Source organism: Ruegeria sp. YKSF131, assembly GCF_059612645.1.
The window spans coordinates 93523-118627 of record NZ_JBXWQZ010000003.1; the positions used below are offsets into that span (position 1 = coordinate 93523).

The following is a 25105-nucleotide window of genomic DNA, read 5'->3' on the forward strand; positions in this document are numbered from 1 at the left end:
CCGTTTGATGAGTTCTCACCTCGCCCGGCTAGTTGAAGGTGAGAAGAAAACAAGCGCCTTGATTGCTTGGTACAACACTGAGTTGCCCACCAATTGCTTCCATGGTCGCTTTGACAATATTCAGGCCCATACCTGTGCCACCGGCCTCTCTTTTTGTCGTAAAGAAGGGCTGCAAAATCTTGTCCTTGTTCCCTTCACTGATACCGGCGCCATTATCCGCAATTTTTAGACTGATGACACCGTCGTTCTGATAGGCTGTCAGCACGGCATTCTGCGCGCCGTGTTGCTGAGCGTTCTCGAGCATATGTGTCAGTATGATGTGCAGGGTGGGTGCCGCGACGGGCAAGGGCAAGTTATCGTTTTCAGCCTTGATGGCAAGCGCCGGGAACGTCTGGACGACCTGATCAGTGATGTCGTTCAGACAGCATGTACCGTTGATGGCACTCTGATCGGCCAGGCTGAAGGCGCGCATGTTGGCCAGCAGATCCTCCATCCGCTTTCCGCCCTTTTCTACAGTGTCCAGCAGGCGGTGTTTCTGCGCAGATGGCAAATCGTCGTCGCGCAGCAGCTCTGCCGCGCCTTTCAGGGCGGTGAGGGGTGACTTCAGCTCGTGGGTGACATGGGCGGTGTACGTTTTCAATCCGTCCTGCTTGTCCTGCAAGCGTTCCGTCAGCGATTGAAAACTATGGCTCAGATCCGCGATTTCCCGCGTGCCAAGCTGGTCTGGTGGTTCCCATGCCTGACCACCGTGGCCCGCCATCTGGCTGCGCTGGATCAACAGGTGGATCGGCCGGGTGATGAACCGCCAGAATACGTACCCGATAAGCGCCGCAGACAAAGCGACAAATGCCGCGGCCTTGGCAAGGTTGAAACGTTCGCCGTACAGAAAGCGGAAAATATGGTTCGGGGTGCGGCTCAGGTAAACCGCCCCGATCAAGGTCTGATCCACGTACACTGGCATCGCCACGAAAACGCGCACGCGGGCACCGCGGCTGAGGGTATAAAGCGCAGGCGTTGCGTCCTCGCGCACGCGGGTGCGCGCGACCGAGACGGTTTTCCCTGAAAGGGCCTCGCGAACCTCGTCAACATGGCCCAGCTTCTGCCCGATTTCCGCGGTTCCGGCAAACACGTTCCCATCGACATCCAGCATCCGGTAACCCGCAAGGGTTTGCGCTTGGGCGGCGTTGGCGATGCGGCTTAGCGGGGCGGCGATGGCCTGATAAACCGAACCGGGTCGGACGGTTGCGGGCCGCGCGTCCGGGCGCGGTGGCAGAACCGTTTCGCGATTGACCGACAGTGATGGGAACACCGCGTGCTCGGTTGAGATTGCACTCGGGCGGGGCGGCTTGATCCCGGCTGCATCTGCATAAAGCTCGGCATACGCCGCTGACATAACCGCAGCCTGTGTCAGCAGGCTTTCTTCGGTCTGTTGCACCAGTTGACTATCATAAAAGCGGAACAGGACCAGCCCGGCAAAGGGCAAGCACAGGACAATGCCCAGCACCAGCAGAACGATGGTCCACAATCTGGGGCGCCATTTACGGTTCAGCCGGGCGTGCATGCACCCATCCTGAGGCCGACACCGTGAATGGTCACGATCCCCTCGGCACAGCCGGCCTGGGCAAGTTTGGCACGGACATTGCGTATATGGCTGTCAATGGTGCGGTCCGAGACGTGGATGTTATAGCCGTAAAGCGCATCGATCAGCTGCGCCCTGGACAGAACGCGGTCGGGACGGGCCATCAGAGTTGCCAGCAGCCGAAATTCCGATCCGGTCAGCGTCACAGGGGTTGAAGCGAACCTGCACAGGTGCCGCTCTGCATCCAGGTGCAGGCTGCCTTGCGACAACACCGGGTCGGGCTGGGCAGGTGTCGGCGCGCTGCGTTTCAGGATGGCCTTGATCCGGGCCACCAATTCGCGTGGGGAAAAGGGTTTCGTCAGATAATCATCGGCGCCCAGCTCCAGCCCAACGATACGGTCGACCTCGTCATCGCGGGCGGTCAGGAACAGGATCGGCACGTCCGAGGATTTGCGGATGTCCCTGCATACTTCCAGACCATCCTTTTCGGGCAGCCCGATATCCAACACGATCAGGTCGGGGCTTTCCTGGCGGTTTGTATCAAGCGCGGTCAGGCCGTCACTGGCCAGAAGTGGCGCATAGCCTGCCTTTTCAATCGCGAACCTTGTTACCTCAAGGATATCCGGATCATCGTCGACAACAAGAATGCGTGCAGGCATCAAATGGGGTCCTTCAACTCTGCTGCCGATAATAGGCTTGGATCCGCCATCTCCGAAAGCCCCATTCGCGCCAGTTGGTGATTGCATCCTTTTTCAGGTCATATTGCATCCACGCGTCACAGACCTGCTGTCCGGTTCTGGTTTCATGATCGCGTATGGCTGGGTAAGCATCAGCACCAAGGCTGCATATGTAACCGGTATCCTGTTTCGTCAGAGCGCTGCCGTGGCTCAGATTGTAGCCGGCTAAGACTGATGCAAAATTCACAAAGTTGCAGGTATACAAGACCACCAGAAGCGCTGCAAAACAACGCCGCAGTAGCCAGGTTGTACCGAAGCCGCGATGGATTTGCACCACGGTCAGCAGCAAACCGGTGAGAACCAGCGCCATCCATATGAAGGCGGCCACCCGCAAATAGGTAAGCGCATAGGCGTCGACGTAATGATGCAGCCGGATAGCAGCTGTCAGCACCAGGAACATGTTCTGCGCCAACCACATGTAGATCAGAAAGCGCAACGTCCGGTCCGCGCCGATCATGCTGTGAGTGACCAGAGTGAATACGCCCGCCAAAAGGGCCGTCACCACCAGCGGATAAGCGCCCCGGTGGGCATAAGCGGCATAGCTCATCCCCTGAGGCAGGGATACACCGCCGGTCAGGATACCGAGGTCCATCACGGTTTGCACAAGGAACATCAGGTTGAACAGCAACAGCGAATTGCGCACCGAGATTGGATTGATCAGAAATGCGGCCCGGCTTGGGCCCGTCTTCGGCATGGCGGCGGGGCGGGCAATGCCACCCAGCGACGGATCGCTGAGGTTAAGGAACGGCCACAGCAGCGAGGCCATTACACTCCAGAACAGAAGCCGCAGCCAGAAGTACCCCTCGAACAGAAGACTTGGGTCCAGCTCGGCCAGAAGGTCTTCCAGCACTGGATTGGCGGCGGCCAGCAAAGCAAGGAAGACCGCGCCCAATAGCAACGGCAAGGCCAGCGAGGCTGCGTGGCGGCGGCTGTCGGACCCAAGATCGGCGGCCACAGCGGTGCGACATGTGTCGCGCAGCAAAAGCGTCGCGCCGATGGAAGGCAGTCGCAGGGCGGTTCGCAGCAGCAGACGTTCGTTTACGGTCTGACCGAATAGCGCCCAGGTCGCCAGACTGACCAAACCAGCGAGGCTGAACAGCATAGATAGAAGCTGTAAATCGATGGCCACCGGTAGGTTGGTGATCAAGGCAAATGCGGCGGCTATGCGCCACTCCTTTGCAGTCGCACGCCGGGGTTTCATCGCCATGATCGCGGCGGACAAGACCAGCGCGAAGACTGAGACAGAAATGCCTAGCGGCTGTTCCCAAAACAACCAATCAGCAAGCGCTACCAGCGATGCAAGAAGCGGGATTGCATGGCGCATTTTCAGCGTGGACATCAGAGAACCACTCTGCTGTCGTCTGTTGCCTCCCCATCGGGGGACTTCGTCCATCTTTCCCAGCCACCACGCGTCCAACACGATGCTGTCCGGTACGCCGCGAATTGTCAGTTCCTGCCTCATGTCCTGTCTCCTGCTTGCAGGTTTGTGTTCCCGGCAGATTGCCTGCGGCGCTTGCATCTTTGGCGTGACGTATCCGCAGCCTTCATGGGGCTTTCGTGCAGAAAATGTGCAGAGGCGGTGAAAGGCATTACCAACCACAATTTTCGAGCTGCAACTCGCGCCGCGCAATAAATGCGACGTGTCCAGACATTGAACTGCAAGCAAAAGCGCAGTGTGACACAGTTGAACCTTCCCCTGAGAAGCGGTTCGCCGTTATGGCTGAGGAAACGGAGGATCGAACATGGCCAACCCTCTCTATGATGATCTGTTTGGCATTCACGCCGGCAAAGATACGGCTTTCCTGCACCTGACAGACGGGACGACCATCACCTATCGAAACTTTCTGAGCACAGCCGCCCGGATCGCCCATGTGGCCACGCAACTGGGTCTAAAACCCGGGGACCGCGTTGCGGCTCAGGTCGATAAATCGCCTGAGGCGCTGGCGCTTTACGCGGCATGCGCGCAGGCCGGTCTGGTTTTCCTGCCGCTGAACACCGCCTATACCGTGGACGAGTTGACGTATTTCATCGAAAACAGCGGCGCATCACTTGTTGTCTGCGATGGCCGAAGCAAAGACCAACTGACCCCGATTGCCGCGCGTTTTGGGGGCAGGGTTGAAACGCTGAATGCGGACGGCTCTGGCTCGCTGATGGATTTGGCGGCTGCAATGCCAGACAGCTTTGCGACTGTGGATCGGGACGGTGAGGATCTGGCGGCGTTTCTTTATACGTCGGGCACCACCGGACGTTCAAAGGGGGCGATGCTGACCCAGAACAACCTGCTGTCCAATGCGCGGACACTGGTCAAAGAGTGGCGGTTTGCGTCCGAAGACGTTCTGTTGCACGCGTTGCCTATCTTTCACACACATGGTCTGTTTGTGGCCACCAATATCATTCTGGCGGTTGGCGGAAGCATGATCTGGCTGCCAAAATTCGACCCTGATCAGATCATTGACAGGATGCCCGGAGCCACGTCGATGATGGGCGTGCCAACCTTCTACACGCGCCTGCTGGCAGACGCGCGTTTTACCAGGGGGCTGACCGAACATATGCGCCTGTTCGTATCGGGCTCAGCCCCTCTGCTGGCGGATACCCATGCACAATTCCAAGAGCGTACCGGTCATCGTATCCTAGAACGCTATGGCATGACCGAAACCAATATGAACACCTCGAACCCCTATGACGGCGAACGTCGCGCGGGCACGGTCGGGTTTCCCTTGCCGGGGGTGGAACTAAAGATATGCGATGCAGACGGTAACCCTTTGCCGCAGGGTGAAATCGGCGAGATCGAAGTGCGTGGTCCGAACGTATTCAAGGGATATTGGCAGATGCCGGAAAAGACGGCTGCCGAGCTGCGTGAAAACGGGTTCTTCATCACCGGTGATCTGGGACAGGTCGACGAAGATGGGTATGTCCATATCGTCGGGCGCAACAAGGACCTGATCATCTCGGGTGGCTACAATATCTACCCCAAGGAAATTGAGCTGGTTCTGGACAGCCAGCCCGGTGTTCTGGAGAGCGCAGTGATCGGCGTGCCGCATCCCGACTTCGGTGAAACCGTGCTGGGCCTGATTGTTGCCGAACCTGGGCAATCTCCGGATCTCGACGCGTTGATGGATACAGTGCGCGACAGCCTGGCGCGGTTCAAACATCCCCGCACGCTTATTCAACTGGATGAATTGCCCCGCAATACAATGGGAAAAGTCCAAAAGAACATCTTGCGCGACCAGTTCAGGGACATGTTCAAAGCCGGGTCACAAGGCACATAATGGCAGAGCCTAGATAAGCGTCGGAAACTTGATATAGTCCTCAAAACCAATGGGGATAGAAGAATATGAACAATCGTTTGCGCAAGATCACCATCGTAGGTGGCGGCACGGCAGGCTGGATGACCGCGTTGATCCTGGACATGGTGTTTTCACGCACTTCATCAACAGCGGACCGGCCACATATCTGCCTGATCGAAAGCCCTAATATTTCGACCGTGGGTGTGGGTGAGGCTACGGTGCCGCGCATGCCGGTCACGCTCCGTCAGGCGGGCATTTCCGAACGGGATTTTTTTCGCGAGACGAACGCGTCCTTCAAACTGGGCGTGAAGTTCTGCAACTGGAACAAGGACCCCAAAGGAAAACGCATCGATTACGTGAACCCCTTTGCCCATGGCCAGATGCTGGAAGGGTTGGACGCCGCCGAGTATTTCCTGCGCTTTGGCAATGGAGAGCGGGACTTTACACAGTCCATTTCGCCCCACGATCATCTGGGCCGTCTGTGCAAAGGCGCGCGGCAGCTGGGTCAGCCCGAGTTTGAACAGCGTTTTGGCTATGCCTATCATCTGGATGCCGTGAAGTTTGCGGGCATGCTTACCACGGTCTGCACCAAGCGCGGCGTCGAGCATATCCAGGACGAGGTACAGAAAGTCGAGCTGGATGAACAGGGCAACGTCAGCCATCTGATGCTGGAGCGCGCGGGCCGTCATGACATCGAAATGGTCATCGATTGCACCGGGTTCCGCGGTTTGATCATCAATCAGGCGCTGGGTGAGCCGTTCTTGGATTATTCGGACTACCTGCCCAATGATCGCGCCATGGCGTTGCAGGTCGAACACCGCAATCCCAACAAGATCGAAAGCCTCACGCGGTCGACCGCGCTGGGCGCGGGATGGACGTGGCGGGTGCCGCTCTACAATCGCGTGGGTACGGGCTATGTGTTCTCCTCGGCGCATCGAACGGATGATCAGGCGGCAGACGAATATCTTCAATGGCTGGGTGACAGCGGTAAGGGTTTGACGCCGCGGATCATCCCGATGCGCGTCGGGCGCGTGCGCAATGCCTGGGTCAAGAATTGTGTGGCAATCGGTCTGTCCGGCGGGTTTATCGAGCCGTTGGAAAGTACCGCGATCCACATGATTGACCACGCAGTACGCTGGTTTGCAGAACACTTGCCGACGCGCGACGTCGCCCCGTCGCTGCGGGCAAGATACAACCGGCAGATGGATAAGCTTTATAACGAGGTTCTGGAATTCATCTGCCTGCATTACCGATTGGGTAACCGAAAGGATGACTCGTATTGGATCGACGCGCGGACAGAGATGAAGATACCGGATCGGCTGGCCGAGAACCTGGAATTGTGGCAGCACCGTCTGCCGATGGATCACGATGTGGAATTTGCCACGCTGTTTGATCATCGCGTGTACCAGACGGTTCTGTTGGGCAAACAGGTCTATGATACGGGTTACGGTACCGGCATCCGAGATCGTTTGCGGCCGTTGAAGAAGGTGATCTGGTTCCAGGGCATGCAGCGTGCGAAAGAGGATCTTGCGCAGATCGTCAAAGTGATGCCGGATCATAAAACGCTGCTGCGCGATATCCGAGGGGAGCTGGAAAAACCGGTCTTTGGAATGGCGAACGTGGCGAAACCGACGGTTGCGATGCCGGGCACGAAACCCGCACCTGTTACGATCCAGAACATGCCGAACTTTGCTGAAATCCAAAGCGGCGCGAAGGATTTGCAACTGTTCTAGGGGTTCTCTGCCCGTACGAAGGAAATTTGATAAACTGAAGGGCGAGGCATTCAGCCCCGGCCTTCAGGGCGGTTTAACGCCAGCTCATACCCCGGTCAGACAAGTGCCTTTGCACCCGACCCGGATAATCAGAAACAATGGCATCCACACGCAGGTCGATCATCTTGGCAATGTCTACAGGGTCATTGACCGTCCAAACCGCAACGCAAAGGCCCAAATCCTTGGCCAGTTCGACGTTTTCGGCAGTTACATCTGCATAATACGGGCACCACAGTGAGCCGCCCGCTTGCTTGACCAATAGCGGAATATCGCCTTTGCGGCCTCGAAAATCCGGGCAGACTGCTTTTGAAGAATCCTCCCCTACATCCTCGGCGTTTTCGGGAAGTTGGGTCAGATAAGAAGATGGCATATCAGGCGCTTGCCGCTGACATTCTTCCAACAGATTCCAGTCGAAACTGTGCAGAACGGCGCGCGACGACAGGGCCCTGGAACGGACCTCTTGCAGGACAAGACGGACAAACTTCTCTCTGTAGCGCGCGTCATGGGCCAAATCGGGGTCCGACTTCAGCTCGAGCATCAGACAGGCATCGCTATGTTGGGGGTCACTCACCAGATCCAGCAGGTCAAGCAGCCTTGGAACGCGAACGCCATCCATTTGTGCCTGATCAGGAAAACGCTGACCATAGGCAGAATTCCCATCCAACCGCCCGACATCGAACTTCTGAATCTGCTCGAATGTCAGGGTTGAAACCTTCGGCTCTTCCCCGGTCAGAAACTGGCCGTCAGCATCGCGAAAACTGGGGGCGTGCAGCCGGTGATTATGGGTTATGACAGGGATGTCGTCAGCCGTGAGAACAACGTCAAACTCCAGAAGCGGCACGCCAATGGACAACGGAAAGTCGAAGCCAATCATGCTGTTTTCAGGCAACACACCTCGCGCACCCCGGTGGCCTACGATGCGGATCAGGTTGTCGCGCCCCCGGAAAGCCTCGACCTGAGGGAATGCCATCAGCCTTCCAGCCTTTCACCGGTAGATTGGTCAAACAGATGCAAATGGTTTGAGGACACAGAAAACCGCATGTTCGGATGTCGGCCTTCAATCGGATGTACACCCGGAAGGCTGATCGTGATCGGATCGCCCGAGCCGGTCAGTTGACCGTGCAACAGCGTGTTTGCCCCCAATGGCTCAGCCATCTGAATCGTGGCCTCAATCGGGCCATTGTCATCCAGCAATAGATGCTCGGGTCGTACCCCCAGTTTGAAGGCAGTATCAGGACCCGGCGACGAACCAACCGCGACCTCACCAATCATGGCGGTTCCGTTTTCGCGTCGGGCTTCAAAGACATTCATCGCGGGGCTGCCGATGAACTGCGCCGCAAACAGGGTTCTTGGTGTTTCGTATACCTCTAGCGGTGTGCCAACCTGTTCGGCGATACCGCCGTTCATGACGATCATCCTGTCGGCCATTGTCATGGCTTCAACCTGATCGTGGGTTACATAAAGCGACGTGATCCCCAGTTTTTCCTGGAGCTCACGAATCTCAAGCCGCATCTGCACGCGAAGCTTGGCGTCCAGGTTCGAAAGAGGCTCGTCAAACAGGAAGACCGCAGGTTCACGGACAATCGCGCGACCCATAGCCACCCTCTGACGTTGGCCGCCTGACAATTGTCTGGGTTTGCGGTCCAGCAATGGTTCAAGCTGCAATAGCCTGGCCGCCTCGGTCACTTTTTGATCGATCTGGGCCTTGGGCAACCCAGCAATCTTCAGGCCATAGCCCATGTTCTGCCGGACCGACATATGGGGGTAGAGCGCATAGTTCTGGAACACCATGGCAATGTCGCGATCCATCGGCTCTTTTTCGTTGGCCCGTTCCTCACCAATCCGGATTTCACCCGAGGTCACGGTCTCAAGCCCTGCCACCATCCGCAGCAGCGTGGATTTCCCACAACCCGAAGGGCCGACGATGACAATGAACTCGCCATCTTCGATTTGGATGTCGATGCCATGTATGACATCTGTCGGGCCAAAGCTCTTTTTGACATTCTCCAGAGTTACTGTTGCCATTTCTTATTTCTCGCTATCGACAAGGCCGCGGACAAAAAGCTTTTGCATTGACACCACCACGATGACTGGCGGGATCATTGCCAGAATGGAGGTCGCCATGATGACCGGCCAATCTGCCACATCATCGCCAGACGGGAACATCTGCTTGATGCCCATCACAATGGTGTTCATTTCAGGGTCGGTGGTGATAAGCAGCGGCCACAGATACTGGTTCCACCCATAGATAAACAGGATGACGAACAGTGCCGCAATGTTTGTCCGGCTCATCGGAACGACGATGTCGATGAAAAACCGCATTGGCCGGGCACCATCCACACGCGCAGCTTCGGCCAGCTCGTCCGGAATTGTCAGAAAGAACTGACGGAACAGGAAGGTCGCCGTGGCCGAAGCGATCAGGGGAAAGATCAGCCCGTAGTAGCTATTGAGCATTCCGAACCCGGCCACGACCTCAAATGTCGGTACGATCCGCACTTCGACCGGCAGCATAAGGGTCAGAAAGATCAGCCAAAAGAACGTTGTTCGACCGGGAAAACGAAAATAGACGATTGCAAATGCCGACAGCAGTGAAATGACGATCTTGCCCACTGCAATCCCGATGGCCATCACAAGGCTGTTGAACAGCATCGTTGCGACGGGGACATTCACGCCGGAAAACAGGGCTGCCTTGTAGTTCTCCCAGAACTGATCACCCGGCAAAAGCGGCATGGGTGGTGATACAACTTCCGGCTGGGTAACGGTTGAGGCGACAAACGCCAGCCAGATCGGAAAGAAGATTACCAGAACGCCAAGGATCATCAGGGCATGCGTCAGCCAGATACCCGCTCCGCGCTTTTCGACCATTCCGTGCTGCTGGGCTGCCATCAGTAATGCACCCTCTTTTCCACGTATTTGAACTGAATGACGGTCAGCAGGCCGACGACAATCAGCAAAATGACCGATTGCGCCGAAGACGAGCCCAGATCCTGACCGACGAACCCGTCTGAAAAGACCTTGTAGACCAGTATGGTCGTGGCCTGCTGCGGCCCGCCGCCGGTGATTGTGTGGATTACGCCAAAAGTTTCAAAGAACGCGTAAACCACATTCACAACAAGCAGGAAGAACGCTGTAGGTGACAGCAACGGCAGGACAATCGTGAAAAACCTGCGCCAGAATCGTGCGCCATCGATCGCGGCGGCCTCGATGACCGACCTCGGAACCGACTGGAGTGCGGCGAAGAAGAACAAAAAGTTATAACTGATGCGCCCCCAGGCCGAAGCGACAACCACAAGCCCCATCGCTTCGGTGCCATTCAAGACGTGGTTCCAGTCATAGCCCAGCTGTCCAAGATACCACGACACGACACCGACGCGCGTGTTGAACATGAACAGCCAGAGTACACCCGCAACCGCCGGTGCGACTGCATAAGGCCAAATCAACAGAGTCCGATAAGCTCCGGATCCTTTGATCAGCCGATCTGCAATGACTGCCAGAAACAGGGCCGGGATCATGGAGCAGAGCGTAACAAGCGTCGAAAACACCGCCGTGGTTACAAAGGATGCGCGATAAAACTTGTCGCTCAGCAGAAATTCAAAATTGCCCAGACCGACGAACTTGGACGACAACCCGAACGGATCTGGGATGAACAGCGACTGCCATACAGCTTGTGCAGCGGGATAGAAGAAGAATACGGCTGAAATGACGACCTGTGGGGCGATCAGCGCCAATGGCAACAGCCAGCCGCGAAAAGTGACGCGTTTTTCCATCCTGATGACCCGCCGAGAAAAGTGGATGCGGGCTCTGCCGAGCCCGCACCGGATTTCAGAGGTTTATTGATTTGCCGATTCGAACCTGCGCAGAAGCGCGTCACCGCGTTCTTTTGCGCTGTCCATGGCTTCCTGGGCGGTTTTCTCACCGGACCAGATGGCCTCAAGCTCCTCATCGATGATACCGCGGATTTGATCGAACGACCCCAGACGCAGACCTTTCGAGTTTGCTGTCGGCTCTTTCGCGGTCATCTGGATCACAGCGATATCGGTGCCCGGGTTTTCATCATAGAAACCGGCCGCACGGGTCGCTTCACCGGCTTCCGCGGTAATCGGAAGATACCCGGTATTCTGGTGCCATGCCGCCTGAACGTCAGACGAAGACAAGAAGCTCAAGAACTCGCCAACGCCTTTATATTCTTCCGGATCATGACCTTCCATCACCCAAAGGGATGCACCGCCGATGATGGTATTCTGCGGCTCGCTTGTGACCGCTTCCCAATACGGCAGCGGGCGCACATCAAAGTCGAACTCGGCCTCGGCTTTTATCCCGGCATACCCGGCCGAGCTTTCGGTGAACAAGGCACACTCACCGGCCCGGAAGTTTGCGCCGCCTTCATTTCTGCGACCGGTATAGATGAATTCCCCATCCTTTGCCCAGTCGCCCATGGCGCTCAGGTGCGCGACCTGTACCGGGCCGTTCAGCATCAGTTCTGTATCCAGACCGGCAAAACCATTGTCCTGCGATGCAAACGGAACGTTGTGATAGGCAGACAGGTTTTCCAGGTGGATCCAGCTTTGCCACGCCGTCACCAGCGGGCAGTCCTCGCCTCCGGCTTTGAGTTGCTCCAGCACATCACCAACTTTTTCCCAAGTCGACAGGTCAGTGTCAGGATCAACACCCGCCGCCTGCATGGCATCGCGGTTGACCCACAAGACCGGCGTGGAAGAGTTGAACGGCAGCGACAACATATCTCCGTCGGTGGTGGTGTAATAACCTTTCACCGCACCGATATAGGCATCGGGATCAAAAGACGCGCCACTTTCGGCCATGACTTTGTAGACCGGCTTGATCGCGCCTTTTGCCGACATCATCGTTGCGGTACCGACTTCGAAAACCATCAGGATATGTGGCTGTTCACCTGCGCGGAAAGCGGCAATACCAGCGTTCAGGGTTTCCGAGTAGTTGCCCTTGTGGCTTTCGACCACGACAAACTCATCCTGACTGGCGTTGAACTCTTCAACCTGCGCTTTGACAAGTTCGCCAAGGCGGCCGGTGAAGGCATGCCAGAATTGAACTTCGGTTTGTGCCATTGCCGCCAAGGGGGACAAGGCAGTTGTAACGGCAAGAGCGCCAAGCAAATTCTTTTTCATGATTCCTCCCATGCATCAGGTTCGATGCTTCGTTGAGTACCGACTTCAACGCGTATTCGACACACATGACGATTTCACGACGTTACCGCTAAAGAAATATAATTCAAGCCCTATTTTTTGGCAAAAATCATAATACGGTGTTATACACATTGAATGTACAAGCAGCACCGGGTCTGGAATGAGACAAACTTTGAGAATTCGGCAACTGGAAGCGCTCATGGCGGTGACCACCAATGGTTCGGTCACAGCAGCTGCCGCCGATTTGGGGATAAGCCAACCAGCTGTTAGCAGGTTGCTTTCGGATCTTGAAAAATCGTTTGGATTTCAACTTTTTGATCGCCGCAAAGGGCGATTGGTGCCAACCCAGGAAGTTCGCTATCTGCAACCCAGCGTGGATCGTGTTCTGGAATTGATGAAGCAGATATCAGACGCCAGTCAGAATATCACACAGCGAAAAGCCGGGCATATCCGCGTCGCCTGCCTTCCCGGTTTTGCCACCAGCCATCTGCCGGATGTTGTGGCAAGTTTTCTGAAAGACCGGCCAGGTGTTACTATGACGATCGAACCGGACAGGCCGGAACGGATTTTGGAATGGATGGTCGGCGAACAATATGACTTTGGAATCACCGATGGCTTTAACGGTCATCCTGGAGTCGAAAGCAGAAATGTCGATGTGCGCACGGTTTGCGTGTTCCCGAAAAATCACGCACTTGAGAACCTCTCGGAGGTGACGCCTTCCGATCTTGCAGATGAGAGCATCATACATACGCGGCGCGATAGCGACTTTTTCGGACGGCTTTCGAAGGCATTTCAGCAGGCCAATGTTACACTCAACTCGCATATCGAGGTCCGGCAATTCACGGCGGCATGTGAATTGGCGATAAAAGGCGTCGGTGTTTCAATTGTCAGCGAGCTGGACGCTGTCCATTACACAGACCGGGGGCTAAGCTACAGGCCCTTCAAGCCGTTCTTGCCGCATACGCTTTCGCTGGTACGCCCGGTTTTGAAGCAGCCGTCTTTGATAACACTGGAGTTCATCGAGCATTTCAGCGAAAGCCTGAATGCGTTCAGAACACTTGCCTGAGGCTGCGGTCAACGGGGCGAATGATATCTGCTCGGGTTTCCAGCCAACAGTCTCCAAATAACAGCAGGAGCAAAGAGGTCGATAGCGCCCAAAGTCGTCGTTATTGTGAGGCTCCGCGTATTTGTTCAATGGCTCGGGCGGCAAATCTTCCCGACAAAGACTCGTCTGCGTTTGCTTCCAATGCAGGTAAAGCGGGGGATGCTTTCCCTCCGATTTCACCCAAGGCGATGGCCGCTTCTTTTCTGACAAAAACCGAAGGGCTACCCAACAGCTTGATCAGTTCCGGAACGGCTGGAGCTGCGTCGGCACCAAAGAGCGCCAAAGACTGAGCCGCGTCACGTTGTTCCTTGGCATCTCTGCGCATCAGATCAGCTTTGAGACTTGCAACTGTCGTACTCGGCGGAAGCGCGGCCAATCGAAGGCCTTTATTCAAACGGTTGTTCAAATATTGATGCTCGCCGATCCATCGCACGATAAAGAAATAATCGCGTACCGCTTCGCTCAGAACTTTCTCGTTTTCTCCATCCTGCCATTGTTCGATCATTGCGCGCGCGTTGCTTCGGTCACCATTCAAGGCCAGAACCGACGCTGCAAATGGCATCAACTCAACTGCCTGCGGGTTTCGGTCCAGCTCAGACCTAATAACAGCCTCTGCATCTGTCAGATCATTCACCGCAAACAGCGCAGCACCTTGAAATAGCGCGTAGTGGCTGGGGTATTCCGGGTCGAGGCGCATTGCAGCCTGTACAAATGCCAACCCTTCCTCTGGCTCGCCACCCGCGATCAAAGCCCATCCCATTGTCACATGCGCTTCAGGGTCGCTTGGTTGCAGGGCAATGGCTTTCGCGGCTTCTTGCCTCGCTTCTTCTGTTCCCCGACTTACACCCTCGGCACTGTCCCAATCCGGAAGGTTGAGAGCGACTATTGCCCTGATAACATGGATAAGCGAGGTGTCCTGATGCGTCAGTTCACGGTAGTATTTATAGAACAGCCCGATATGCATCTGCTCTTCAGCATTCGCAAAGCCTGACCAGTGGTGGAAGATGTGCGGTCGCAAATGTACCATAGCTAACATCGCCCAGGCGCGCGCATAATTCGGGTCCAACTCGACAGCCCGCTCAAAATGCGGAATTGCGGCCAGATTGTCCTGTTCATTGAAGCGTGAATATAGCTCCCATCCACGCTGGAACGCTTCGCGCGCCTCGATCTTTCCAGTTTCTATGTTTTCGATGGCAATCCGGCTTTGCATGTCGAGCGGAACATCCAACTCGTGCGCAATCGCCAGTACAATGTTGTTTTGCAGGTCGAAGATCTCATCGATTTCACCGTCGAAACGCTCCGCCCAGATCAATCTGCCGTTCAAAGTGTCCGTCAGGCGGATGTTGACCCGAAAACCTTCTCCGCTGCGTCTAAGGCTTCCATCAACGACATAGCGAACGCCCAGTTTCTCGGCAAAGCCTGCCACATCAATATCGCGGTCCTGAAATGCGAAGGATGTGTTTCCGGCGATGACAAATAACCCTGATATGCGGGACAAGTCGGTTATCAGATCCTCGGAAACGCCATCAATCAACATCTTGTTGGACACGTCGCTGGTGAAGTTCGTCAACGGAAGCACGGCGATCGAAGGCAGGTCTGGAAGTGGGTAAGCCATCTGTGCCTCAGAGGCGCGCAGCCGACCCTTTTCCCATGTCTTTGTCCCGACATACCCGATCGCACCCAACACGATCAGGATTGCAGCCAGCTTCATTAGACGCGGTGCTTTCTTCGTTTTGTGCTTTACCGCCGGGGTCAACGCATCTGTTTCGACGCGGAACGCCTCAATGGGGTCCGCAATATTTTTGACGGATTGCGGGCCAATTGGCGTAAAGGCGAAGGGCACCTTGTTGCGGGCGTATCCGACAATCGCCTGCGATGCGATAATCCCCCCGGGCTCTGCCAGTGCCTCAAGCCGTGCGGCCACGTTGACACCATCACCCAGGATGTCGTCGGCGTTTGAGACGACATCGCCGACATTCAAACCGATCCGAAAAACGATTGCGCGGTCGGGTTCGGCATCTGAGTTTCTTTTCGACAGTTCGGCCTGTATCGCGACGGCCGCGCGAACCGCATCGACCGCGCTGGGGAATTCGATCAGAAAACTGTCACCGGCTGTGTTCGCAATGCGCCCTGAATACCCGGCGATCAAGGGCTCGATGACTTCAGCGCGGATCCGGCGCAGCTTGTCGATGGTGCCCTCTTCATCCAAGCCAACCAATCTTGAATAGCCTGCGATATCGGCGGCTAAGATGGCTGCTAATCGACGATTTGGCCGGCTTTCCATAGTTTCGCAGCCTACCATTTGGACATTTTTCTGGGAACCGGTTTTCAAGGCACGGGTTTTGTACCGGTTATTTAAAACCCCCGACCTGTTATCTGGATGGAAATGGAAGCCCGGGCCGCTGGGTTTTCAGACAAAAGCGGCCTAGGCAGTTTTGTCGGTTCTGGTCGTTGTCGGATTTGCATGGCGTCGCGCGTCCTTGCACAATGCGACCAACGCAAGGAGGCGAAAATGATTTACGCAATCACAATTTATGGGGAACCGGGCGTGTTCGAGGCATTGCCGAAAGATCGCCAGGACGAAGTGATGTCAGGCCATCGCGCCCTGCAAGCAGTATTGTCGGAACGCGGAGAGTTCGTGTCGATAAAACTGATGCCGCCAACGTCAGCGGTAATGGTCGAACCGGCCACGTCTGAGCGCGCTGCCCCCCTGATCACCGATGGCCCGTTTTCCGAGACCAAGGAAAACTTCCTTGGGTTTTACGCCGCTGACTTCAAAGACCTTGAGGAAGCGTTGGAACATGCAAAACTGATCTCTTCACCGGTCGCGCGGCTGGAAGTTCGGCCTGTGGCCTGGGCCGGGGGTGCCATATCGTCGGAATAGATCATGTCAGACTGGCTGGAGGCCACATTTGCTGATCAACGCCCGCGCGCCATTGCTGCCCTGACGCGGGTTTTTCGGGACTTGGACACCGCAGAGGAGGCCTTTGCCGACGCCTGCCTGAAAGCCTTGGCAGTTTGGCCCCAGGACGGGGCGCCTCGTGATCCATTGGCATGGCTTCTGGCCACGGCCCGGAATGCGGGTCTGGACGAATTACGCAAATCCCGGCGGCGCGCGGCAATCCTGTCGCGCCACGCAGAGGAGTTTCAACCGATGCCGGCGGAAACACCCGACCCAGACGAGATGCGGGACGATGTCCTGCGCTTGCTGTTCATCTGCTGTCATCCGGAACTGGATCGGCGGGATCAGATCGCCATTGCTTTGCGGGTGGTCGTGGGGCTGAGTGTCGATGAGATCGCCAGCGGATTTCTGGTCAAATCCAAAACCATGGAGCAGCGCATTACCCGCGCCAAAAAGAAGATCGCAAATAACCCGGTCGCCTTTGAAACGCCAAGCCCGGCTGAGAGGCAAGCCCGGTTGGGCGAAGTCTCGACAATGGTTTATCTGATGTTCAGCGAAGGGTGGTCGACCTCGGCCGGGCCACAGCAAATCAAGCTCACGCTGTGTAAAGAAGCCATCCGGCTTGCCCGCCTTCTTGTCGCATTGTTCCCTGCAATGGGCGAGCAGGCCGCATTGCTGGCGCTATTGTTGTTTCAACACGCCCGGCGCCGGGCCCGGATTGACGTGGAAGGCAAGCTTGTCGCACTCGACGATCAGAACCGCGATCTTTGGGATCGCTCGAATATCGCTGAGGCTACATCGCTGTTGCAAAAAGCCCAGCGGACTGGCCACCGCGGGGTATATATCATCCAGGCTGCAATCGCAGCGGCACATGCCTGTTCCGCCTCATCGAAAGAAACCAACTGGGCGTTGATCGAAAGTCACTATGCTGCCCTTTACGAATTACAACCGACACCGGTGATCCGGCTCAACCAGATTGCCGCAAAGGCCAAGCTATACGGCCCACACTATGCATTGAAAGCAATGAATCCGCTGTCACAGGAGTTGTCCAACTATCGTTGGTTTCACGCGATGCGAGGTGGCCTTTTGCAAGAAGCGGGGGATCATAACGACGCCATTTCCGCCTTTGAAACCGTGTTGGCGCTTTCCCCCACCGCGTTGGAATGTGACGTGATCAAAGAAAAAATCAAAATCAGTCAAAAAGAATTGGAGGGCCTGTAGGAACACACACTCCTCATACGTCCTTGGGTCAGACCCGCATGTGGCGGGCGTAACCAACGGAGGTACCCATGAGTATACTTGAGATGACGGCTGTCGGAAATTCAGGATGGATCGGGCATTCCGGGCCGGATCAGAGCAAAGCCAAGTCCTTTTACCAGGATGTGCTGGGCTGGACGATCAGCGATATGCCGATGCAGGATGGGTCCAGTTATTCAGCTGCAGTTGTGGGCGAGACCGCTATCGGAGGCTTTTCACCAATGCCAGAGGCGCGTGGAAGCTGGACGATCTTCTTCACAGTGGACGATGTGGATGCGAGTGTTGCAAAGGCCGAAGCCAAAGGCGCCAAAGTTCTTCAACCCGCGATGGATATGCCGGGTGTCGGGCGCATGGCCACGCTGAACGACCCCCAAGGTGCCCGCTTTGCATTGATCACGTATGAAAGCATGAGACCCTGAGAACTGTCTGAAAGGAGGGCGCAGATGGAACAAAATTCGCACATTGTGCAGGTTGTTGCAGCGTTATTAGACTGGGTAACCGTTCCACTGGCGATTGCTGTTGGCCTGCGTCGATTCAGGACGGTTGCCCATCCGCTATGGGATGGGGGCGACAGGTTCGTGCGCGTAATGCGGTCACATGGAAACTTCGTCGATTATATTCCGTTCACGCCATCAATCCACCGGCAGCTTGAGGCATCCAGCTGATGCCGGTGGATGAATCCCTCAACGCACGCATTCGTGACGCTTTGGCCGCGCATGTGGGCATTTCAGAAAAGCGTATGATGGGTGGCAATTGCTTTTTCTTGAACGGCAACATGCTGTGCGGGGCGCGGCGGCATAACGACGGGCTGGGCCGTTTCATGTTCCGGGTGGGCAAGGACAACGAAAGCATTGCGCTGGCGGACCCTGCGGCTCAAGAAGTGATTCACGGTGCACGCAAGCTGGGTGGTTTTATCCGCGTGGATGAGAGTGATTGCGATGACGCCGCTTTGCGGCGCTGGTTACACCTTTGTCTCGAACACGCCGCGGCCCTTCCCGCGAAAGACTGAACGGAGAAAGCAATGGCTCAGTTTGAAAGTTTCTCACCCGAAGCGCTTGGTTTTCTCAGGGATTTGCGGGCCAATAACACGAAGGAATGGTTTGCAGCCAACAAATCAACTTACGAGACCCATTTGAAGCAGGCAGGCACGCAGTTCGCGAATGACATGGCGGATGCCTTGCGTGATCTGACCGGCCAGACCCATAGCAGCAAGATTTTTCGTATTCATCGGGATGTCCGATTTTCCAAGGACAAAACACCTTACAACGCACACCTGCATATTGCGTTTATTCCAGACGGGAGTGCGGATCAGCCGCCGATGTGGTTCTTCGGTCTCTCACCCGATGATCTGGCGCTTGGCTGCGGGGTGTTTCAGTACGAAAAGGAAGCGTTGGATGCCTTCCGAACAGAGATGGCAGGCCCCAATGGGGCAGAGGTGATACAGCTTGCCGCTGAGATGCGAAAGCGTGGTTTCCGGGTCGGGGATCCTGAATTGAAACGTGTTCCCTCCGGTTTCGACAAAGATCATCCAAATGAAGAGGCATTGCGCCGCAAAGGCTTTACCGTCTGGACAGATTTGAGCAATCCTGCCTTAGCTATCGAACCAAACCTCATTGAACGAACGAAAGGTGTTTTTGGGCAACTCTTGCCGGTTTTCCAATTGCTTTCTCGGATCGAGTAACCCCTGCCTGGTTTACGGGGGGGGCGGAGGTTTGACAGGCCTCACTGCCGTGCCGGTCTCAATCGCCCAATGCCTTGATAGGATCACCGTCTACAAGTGAGCTCGGAAATAAATGCGAGCTCAACTGTCGCGATGCTGTCGCGCTGAGATGTCATCGGCTTGCCGGATAAACCCAAACCTTAACCAGAGCGGCGCGCCCCCGGATTTTTTGTTCTCCGGCGTCAGTCAACCGGCTTAAGTTTGGGATTGCATCGTTGTGCCCGATGGCCTGCACCAAATCGTGGCTCACGACCAATTGCGTGTTCAGTTCTCTGGTCAGGTGCTCGATCCTGCTTGCGACATTCACATTGTCCCCAATCACGCCGTATTCCAGTCGCCGCTCGTTGCCTATGTCGCCAGCTACAACCGATCCCCAATGCAGCCCGATTCCCACACGCACCGGTTCCTTCCCGGACAACTCTCTTTCTGCGTTCCATTTGTCCAACGCTTCTATCATCTCGAATGCGCAGTTCAACGCATTGGCAGGGTCGTGTGCACTGGGCGTTGGAGTGCCAAACGTGGCCATAAGACCGTCGCCGATATACTTGTCCAAAGTGCCAGAGTTATCGAATACCGATTTACCCAACCGATCATGGTAGTCTCGTAAAAGTTCGATCACCTCGTCGGCAGTCGCGTTCTCGCAAAGCTTCGCAAACCCCATTATGTCCGCGAATAACACGGCAACGTTTTGTTGCCTACCAGCCGCAATTCCGGCTTCCAGACTGCTCAATTCGTCAAGCACGTTGGGTGAAAAATACCTCGCCAGGCTGGCTCGCTTTCTTTCGGTCGAAATGAAATTCTGAACCAGCCTGCGAGAGCGCGCGACGACGATTGCAAGCCCGGCAGACACGATCAGCACGACCATCAATTCTATGGCTGCATAGCCAAGAAACAGAAAGTTCAAGTCTCTTGCCCCGGCAAGCCAGGCTTCAACGGATTGCTCGGTCAACTCCAAGTTACTGCGTACGTCAGGCTGACTCAGAAACCATGCCCACATCCCGAGGCGGGACACAATGATGCTGACACCGCACCAAACCACAAGGGAAGGCCGAAAACTGAAAGATGTCTGCATCAGAAATAGGAAGAAAAACAAAAACCGCGCCGTGTCCATCGCTATGGCGGGTGGCAAGGGGCTGTCGATATATGGTGATCCCAAGGTAAAAACGGCTGCAAGCGAAACACAATCTAACGTAACGAACACATACGGAAGACCACGCCCGCCGCGACGCGTGTAGGCAGCGACAAACTGCAAACCTCCCAGTAAAATAAAGAAAAAAATTTCCAGAAGATTGAAGTAATAAGCCGGTCCTGTTTCCGGGCTGTCGATCGCCTGCCAAAGAAGAACAACGGCCAATGCAAGTGTTCGGACTTTAGCTGCCAGCAATGTCCCTTGACGCTCTTCTTCGGCGAACGCCACATTGCTGCGCGATTGTATTCTGGTTTGTACGGTATCGGACATTTGCCGGATATCTTAAACGGCCTTTGCTAATTCGCTAAGCCATTCCTGTTGTGTGGTGAAACCTGAAAAAACCAGTTCGGCTTGGGCTTAAATTTGCTGATCGTCTCTCGTCTGATCGAGTTGTTAGTCACCGCATCACTTGCCGGTAGTAAACGTGAAGGTCATGTATCCGCGAAACAAGTAATTCTTTGGAAAGGCAATACGCCCCAACCTTCATTTGAGCACTTAACCTAACCCTTTCCCAACCTGTCGAGCACATTGCGGGTGATCTGTTCTACCTGCTCGTCCCGGCGGATCAGCCCGGCAACCCATTCGCAGGTTGCGGCTGTAAAGATCTGACCCTTGCCGCGACGCCACGAGATGATCATCCCATTGCCACGTTTACAGGTGTCGAGCGTCTCGGGCGTGACTTCGCCGAACAGCACCTGCGCCTTGAACCGCGCATCGTCGGCACCGATGTAGAGCGTTTCACCCCAGACCCCGTGATCTGCCTCGATATTGGTGGCAAGCCCCATGGCAAGTATCTCGATCTCTGGAACAGCGCCGTCGGTACAGGTGGGAAATGGCAGACCGTCTTCGAAACGGTAATCCAGACCATCGACCTCATAGCCAAAAATCCGGGCGTGCGCGCCTAAAATGTCGCCATAGCCGACCCCGACTCCGTCAAATGCCCAATGGTCGGGGCGGTAGACCGTAAAGCCGCCTGCGCCGCCGCCAACGCAATTCCCAAGACCGGCGGAAACACCGCGCAGAGCGTTAACTCCGAATGTCAAGGCACCCGGGCGGTCAACTGGTGCGACCTCGAAGGCACCCGAGACGAGGTGCTCTTGTTCGGTGCCCATAAGCGGGTCCTGATCCGCGATATACTTGTAACAGATCTGCGTGTGACCCTCGTCTTCGATCCGGGTCTGCCACAGGAAGTTTCCGGCAAACCGTGCAACGTTGCCACCGCCATCGACATAGGCGTCAACAGCATCACGCATAATCGCGCTCCAGTTTTCGTCATGGCCGACAAACACGGCACAGGCATACTGGCCAAGCAGCTTCGGGTCGTGCTCAAGATCATGCAGCGCGATCACGTCGAAATCATAGCCTTCCCCCTCGGCCCAACGGGCGAAATGGCGTTCATAGCTGGCCCACCCAGCCGAGGCGTATTTCTTGGAATAGCCATAAGCGTAAGCCCATTCCATATAGGGGTAGCGCACCATTTCGCCCGGTCTGGTCAGCTTTTCCCGCAGCGCCCGCGGGGCGCCTTCAGGCAGCCTGCAAAACCCGCGCGACCAGGGTCGCTGGGTCGAAAGAACCGGGGAAAAGGCGTTACCTTCGGGACCGGTGATGCCTTCGTAATGGTTCGAGCCGCCCCAGCAGTTATAAGCCAGCCATGTGCCGGTGGCACAAACCAGAACATAGAGTGATGGCGTGGCATCAGGGGCGCTTCTTACAAGGATGATGTGATGCTCTTCGACCATCTCGTCGCCACTGCGGGCGCGGAAGGTGACAAGGTAGCCGCCAGGCGCCCAGTCTTCGGGAATGCAAAAACCATAGGCCTCGGGCCAGCCACAACCCTTGACCGAGCAATCCTCCGGCGTGGGGTGATACACCCCCGGCTAGCCCGTCTCGGTCAGGAGTGGTTGATAGACCAGCCCGTCGCGACCGATCTCAAGATCCCATTCACGCGCCGTGGTCGACACATGAAGTACCACGCGATCTCCGGGGGCATAGCTCATCTTTGGGGTATATCCCCAGATCTCGAGAACCGCAGCATTTCGGGACGGGCCGATGTAATAATGATCTAGGATATGGCGCGCCTTGGCGCGGGTGCGTGGCGTGATTGCCGGTCCGAACTTGTTTTGGGTCATGTGTCTATTCCGGCAGATATTTTTCCGACCAGCTCTCAGCTGCCACGGCTTTTTCGATCATACTATGTATCTCGGTGTCACCATAACCCAGACGCGCAAGGATTTCGCGCTTGTCTTGTCCGTATTTTGGCGCCGGGCCGGGCAAGGTTATCCTGGCATTCTGCGGTCGCACCGCATTGGGGGCAACCAGATCAACCCAGCGCCCCATCGGGTGCCGGTCATGTCGCACGGCGCGGAAGGTTGCATTGCGGATGTCGATAGCGCCTGCGCTTTCAGCTTGAAGGCCCGCGTCGCGGGTGTCGTGCAGCGAACCGAGGCGGGTCACACCCACCGAGCTCCCAGCGAAAGCCTGAGCACTGGTTTTTGCGCGAAACGCTCGGACAGAGCAGAGTCCAGATCAGTATCGTCCAAGCCGGCAAGTTCGGACAGGTCAGGCACGCGTGCCAAGGCGGCGTGACGCTCGGTCGGTGCGGCTAAGAACATCCAGCCGTCGGATGCGGCATAGCAGCGATAGAACGGCCCCCAACCAAGCGTTTTACGCCCCGAAGGTTCGTCAAACGGCGCGCGTGTCGAAATCATACATGAACTGCGCTTGAATCAACTCTCTTGCGGCGGCTAGCGACGCGCGGGCGATGCCACCCTTGCCTGTCATTCTAAGCCGCTCCAGCGCGGCGCCCAGCGCCACGCAGGCGCAATGCCCCGTCAATGCATCAATCGTGCCAAAATGGGCGTGTTCCTCGGGCGTTTCCGGCCCGCCGCCAAAGCGGGTCATCGCGCCGGTCGCGGCCTGTGCGAGATCGTCATAACCCAGATGATCCGATTTTGGTCCCCGACGCGGCCCGCCCCAGGCATCAAGCTGCACAACGATGAGACGCGGGTTAACCTCGGTCAGCCGGGCTTCACTCAGCCCCAAGCTTTCTCGTTGCTGGTCTGTTCCGTTCATTGTGATTACGTCTGCTTCAGCGACCATTTGCCAAAAAACGTGCTGCCCGCCCTCCGAACGCAGATCGAGCAAGATGCTCTTCTTGCCGCGCTGAGCATGCAGGCCAAAAAACACCGCGTTCCACGGATCGACCGAAGGTCGTACCGGCTGTACCAGTGTGACCTGCGCCCCAAAACGGGCCAATGTCGACCCGATGGTCGGCCCGGCGATGACGTTGGTCAGATCCAGAACCTTGAGCCCATCAAGCCAATCGCCTTGCCCTTCTCCAACGCTGAAATTTCGGGTTGGTTCCGCGAAAACACGGGCAAGCTCGCTGCGATATCCATCCACTTAAGGGCCAGCGGTTTTGGTCATCACACCCGGATCGTCGGCCAGCCAAGCCACATTGCCCATCTGACGCATCCGCCCGTGGCGGGGGTCATCAAGTACGGCCACCAGCCCCGAAGTGACTGCATGGTCGTCGGCCAGCCATTCGGCAGTGCTGCGCTGCGCCGTGGCCGGAGCCTTGGCCCGCTGATGCAGGGCGCAACCGTGATTGCAGCGGATACAGGAGCATCGGTGCTGGCGCGGGGCGGGTTTCTGAACCACCGGAAGGCGACGTTACACCGGCAGCTTCTTGAGGATTTTGCAGAGGAGTTTCCCGAAACCCATGTCCTCTTTGACCGTTATGTTCAGGATGGCCGTTTCTGGACATGCAGCAGCGCCGCAGCGGCCCTAGACCTGATGCCGCACTTTATCCGGAGCAGGTTTGGCCCATCAGTTGCCTTTGACGCCGCGGCGATGTTCCTGCATGACAATTCCAGGCGGCATGGTGCCTCTTATCCAGATCAGGCGCTGTCGTCAGCGGTGACGCCAAAACTCAAACGGATTGTCGCATTGGTGTCCGGAGCACTCGAAACACCGCAGCCGGTCTCTGCCCTTGCAAAACAGGTTCATATGTCCGAACGCTCCTTGCGCCGTCTGTTCTGGACGGAGCTTCAGACAACACCGGGGCGGTATTATCTGCTTATACGACTGGCACGCGCCCGCGAAATGTTTCTCTACAGTGATCTTGCGCCTGGGGAAATCGCTCTGCGTTGCGGTTTTGCGAATACGACCACTCTTATCCGCAGCCTGCGTAAAAAACTCCCCACACGATCCAAAGATGTGGCCCGGAAGAGGTGGATGATTGAAGGTTCTGCCAAACGACGCGTGCAAGTTTTCGAAGCGGGAGAAGGGGATTCTAACAGCTGATCGGCGGCCGGGGTATTCGGTCACATATGAATAAATCAATCGTCCCAGAGGCATTATGACATCGCCCTTGAACATTATCCCAAACCGGTTTGG

The 25105-nt window shown here is 56.3% G+C and carries 26 protein-coding genes; 10 read left to right on the plus strand and 16 right to left on the minus strand.

From position 1 onward, the window contains the following. Window positions 1-28: 28 nt before the first annotated feature. Genes AC2FLZ_RS02325 through AC2FLZ_RS02335 form a run of 3 tightly spaced genes read right to left on the minus strand, consistent with a single transcriptional unit; the run spans window position 29 to window position 3778 of the window. A complete protein-coding gene (locus AC2FLZ_RS02325) occupies window positions 29-1561 on the minus strand; it encodes a sensor histidine kinase (protein WP_480473975.1) in 1533 nt (510 codons plus the stop codon). After that, complete coding sequence (locus AC2FLZ_RS02330) at window positions 1546-2238, minus strand: response regulator (protein WP_480487262.1); 693 nt, start codon at window positions 2236-2238, stop codon at window positions 1546-1548. Before AC2FLZ_RS02330 ends, AC2FLZ_RS02325 begins: the two co-directional genes overlap by 16 nt. 13 nt (window positions 2239-2251) lie before the next feature. Then, complete coding sequence (locus AC2FLZ_RS02335) at window positions 2252-3778, minus strand: DUF4153 domain-containing protein (RefSeq protein ID WP_496881683.1); 1527 nt, start codon at window positions 3776-3778, stop codon at window positions 2252-2254. 280 nt (window positions 3779-4058) lie between these two features. On the opposite strand from AC2FLZ_RS02335, the gene AC2FLZ_RS02340 reads away from it, so the two are divergent. Further along, window positions 4059-5585: a malonate--CoA ligase gene (locus AC2FLZ_RS02340; RefSeq protein WP_496881684.1), complete on the plus strand. Its 1527-nt coding sequence runs from the start codon at window positions 4059-4061 to the stop codon at window positions 5583-5585. Between the two features lie 65 nt (window positions 5586-5650). Next, window positions 5651-7336 carry a tryptophan halogenase family protein gene (locus AC2FLZ_RS02345; protein WP_496881685.1) on the plus strand — a complete coding sequence of 562 codons (1686 nt, stop codon included), beginning with the start codon at window positions 5651-5653 and terminating at the stop codon, window positions 7334-7336. A 73-nt stretch (window positions 7337-7409) separates the two neighbouring features. Here AC2FLZ_RS02345 and AC2FLZ_RS02350 read toward each other — a convergent pair whose 3' ends face one another. The 5 genes from AC2FLZ_RS02350 to ugpB form a co-directional block, all read right to left on the minus strand. Beyond that, the gene (locus AC2FLZ_RS02350; protein WP_496881686.1) at window positions 7410-8345 is read right to left on the minus strand and encodes a glycerophosphodiester phosphodiesterase family protein; all 936 of its coding nucleotides are present in this window, start codon (window positions 8343-8345) and stop codon (window positions 7410-7412) included. After that, entirely contained in the window at window positions 8345-9400 is a 1056-nt protein-coding gene (gene ugpC / locus AC2FLZ_RS02355; protein WP_496881687.1) for a sn-glycerol-3-phosphate ABC transporter ATP-binding protein UgpC, read from the minus strand. The genes AC2FLZ_RS02350 and ugpC overlap by 1 nt, the downstream gene beginning before the upstream one ends. A 3-nt stretch (window positions 9401-9403) precedes the next feature. After that, on the minus strand, window positions 9404-10240 hold the full coding sequence (gene ugpE, locus AC2FLZ_RS02360; RefSeq protein WP_267365578.1) for a sn-glycerol-3-phosphate ABC transporter permease UgpE: 837 nt from the start codon (window positions 10238-10240) through the stop codon (window positions 9404-9406). A gap of 20 nt (window positions 10241-10260) precedes the next feature. Then, entirely contained in the window at window positions 10261-11142 is an 882-nt protein-coding gene (gene ugpA, locus AC2FLZ_RS02365) for a sn-glycerol-3-phosphate ABC transporter permease UgpA (protein ID WP_209505975.1), read from the minus strand. A 63-nt stretch (window positions 11143-11205) separates the two neighbouring features. After that, window positions 11206-12516 (minus strand): sn-glycerol-3-phosphate ABC transporter substrate-binding protein UgpB, encoded by a 1311-nt coding sequence (ugpB, locus tag AC2FLZ_RS02370; protein WP_496881688.1) that lies wholly within the window; start codon window positions 12514-12516, stop codon window positions 11206-11208. Between the two features lie 178 nt (window positions 12517-12694). Between ugpB and AC2FLZ_RS02375 the strand changes: the two genes are divergently transcribed. Next, complete coding sequence (locus tag AC2FLZ_RS02375; protein ID WP_480473983.1) at window positions 12695-13600, plus strand: LysR substrate-binding domain-containing protein; 906 nt, start codon at window positions 12695-12697, stop codon at window positions 13598-13600. 100 nt (window positions 13601-13700) lie between these two features. On the opposite strand, the gene AC2FLZ_RS02380 is transcribed toward AC2FLZ_RS02375, so the two are convergent. Continuing rightward, complete coding sequence (locus tag AC2FLZ_RS02380) at window positions 13701-15941, minus strand: HEAT repeat domain-containing protein (RefSeq protein WP_496881689.1); 2241 nt, start codon at window positions 15939-15941, stop codon at window positions 13701-13703. Between the two features lie 210 nt (window positions 15942-16151). Here AC2FLZ_RS02380 and AC2FLZ_RS02385 point away from each other — a divergent pair, with 210 nt between their 5' ends. From AC2FLZ_RS02385 to AC2FLZ_RS02410, 6 genes are all read left to right on the plus strand, one after another. Further along, a complete protein-coding gene (locus tag AC2FLZ_RS02385; RefSeq protein ID WP_480519345.1) occupies window positions 16152-16523 on the plus strand; it encodes a YciI family protein in 372 nt (123 codons plus the stop codon). A gap of 3 nt (window positions 16524-16526) precedes the next feature. After that, window positions 16527-17762, plus strand: coding sequence for an RNA polymerase sigma factor (locus AC2FLZ_RS02390; protein ID WP_496881690.1), 1236 nt, complete (start codon window positions 16527-16529; stop codon window positions 17760-17762). Window positions 17763-17830: 68 nt separating this feature from the next. Further along, a complete protein-coding gene (locus tag AC2FLZ_RS02395) occupies window positions 17831-18217 on the plus strand; it encodes a VOC family protein (protein WP_496808184.1) in 387 nt (128 codons plus the stop codon). Window positions 18218-18241: 24 nt separating this feature from the next. Beyond that, window positions 18242-18463, plus strand: coding sequence for an MAPEG family protein (locus AC2FLZ_RS02400; RefSeq protein ID WP_480624183.1), 222 nt, complete (start codon window positions 18242-18244; stop codon window positions 18461-18463). Between the two features lie 5 nt (window positions 18464-18468). Next, on the plus strand, window positions 18469-18807 hold the full coding sequence (locus AC2FLZ_RS02405; protein ID WP_480624184.1) for a TfoX/Sxy family protein: 339 nt from the start codon (window positions 18469-18471) through the stop codon (window positions 18805-18807). Window positions 18808-18819: 12 nt separating this feature from the next. After that, a complete protein-coding gene (locus AC2FLZ_RS02410) occupies window positions 18820-19479 on the plus strand; it encodes a DUF2461 domain-containing protein (protein ID WP_480554799.1) in 660 nt (219 codons plus the stop codon). Window positions 19480-19630: 151 nt separating this feature from the next. Here the strand turns inward: AC2FLZ_RS02410 and AC2FLZ_RS02415 are convergent, their stop codons facing one another. The 7 genes from AC2FLZ_RS02415 to AC2FLZ_RS02445 form a co-directional block, all read right to left on the minus strand. Continuing rightward, the gene (locus AC2FLZ_RS02415; protein ID WP_480519333.1) at window positions 19631-20977 is read right to left on the minus strand and encodes an adenylate/guanylate cyclase domain-containing protein; all 1347 of its coding nucleotides are present in this window, start codon (window positions 20975-20977) and stop codon (window positions 19631-19633) included. 230 nt (window positions 20978-21207) lie between these two features. Next, window positions 21208-22578, minus strand: coding sequence for a N,N-dimethylformamidase beta subunit family domain-containing protein (locus tag AC2FLZ_RS02420; protein ID WP_496881691.1), 1371 nt, complete (start codon window positions 22576-22578; stop codon window positions 21208-21210). A 6-nt stretch (window positions 22579-22584) separates the two neighbouring features. Next, window positions 22585-22836, minus strand: coding sequence for a hypothetical protein (locus AC2FLZ_RS02425; RefSeq protein ID WP_496715128.1), 252 nt, complete (start codon window positions 22834-22836; stop codon window positions 22585-22587). Between the two features lie 4 nt (window positions 22837-22840). Continuing rightward, on the minus strand, window positions 22841-23161 hold the full coding sequence (locus AC2FLZ_RS02430; protein WP_496715129.1) for a hypothetical protein: 321 nt from the start codon (window positions 23159-23161) through the stop codon (window positions 22841-22843). Next, a complete protein-coding gene (locus AC2FLZ_RS02435) occupies window positions 23158-23415 on the minus strand; it encodes a hypothetical protein (protein ID WP_496715130.1) in 258 nt (85 codons plus the stop codon). Before AC2FLZ_RS02435 ends, AC2FLZ_RS02430 begins: the two co-directional genes overlap by 4 nt. After that, window positions 23390-24109, minus strand: a complete 720-nt coding sequence (locus AC2FLZ_RS02440; protein WP_496715131.1) for a CoA transferase — start codon at window positions 24107-24109, stop codon at window positions 23390-23392. The genes AC2FLZ_RS02435 and AC2FLZ_RS02440 overlap by 26 nt, the downstream gene beginning before the upstream one ends. Then, window positions 24110-24367, minus strand: a complete 258-nt coding sequence (locus tag AC2FLZ_RS02445; protein ID WP_496817138.1) for a hypothetical protein — start codon at window positions 24365-24367, stop codon at window positions 24110-24112. A gap of 192 nt (window positions 24368-24559) precedes the next feature. Here AC2FLZ_RS02445 and AC2FLZ_RS02450 point away from each other — a divergent pair, with 192 nt between their 5' ends. Beyond that, window positions 24560-25012 (plus strand): helix-turn-helix domain-containing protein, encoded by a 453-nt coding sequence (locus AC2FLZ_RS02450; protein WP_496843318.1) that lies wholly within the window; start codon window positions 24560-24562, stop codon window positions 25010-25012. Window positions 25013-25105: the final 93 nt, after the last annotated feature.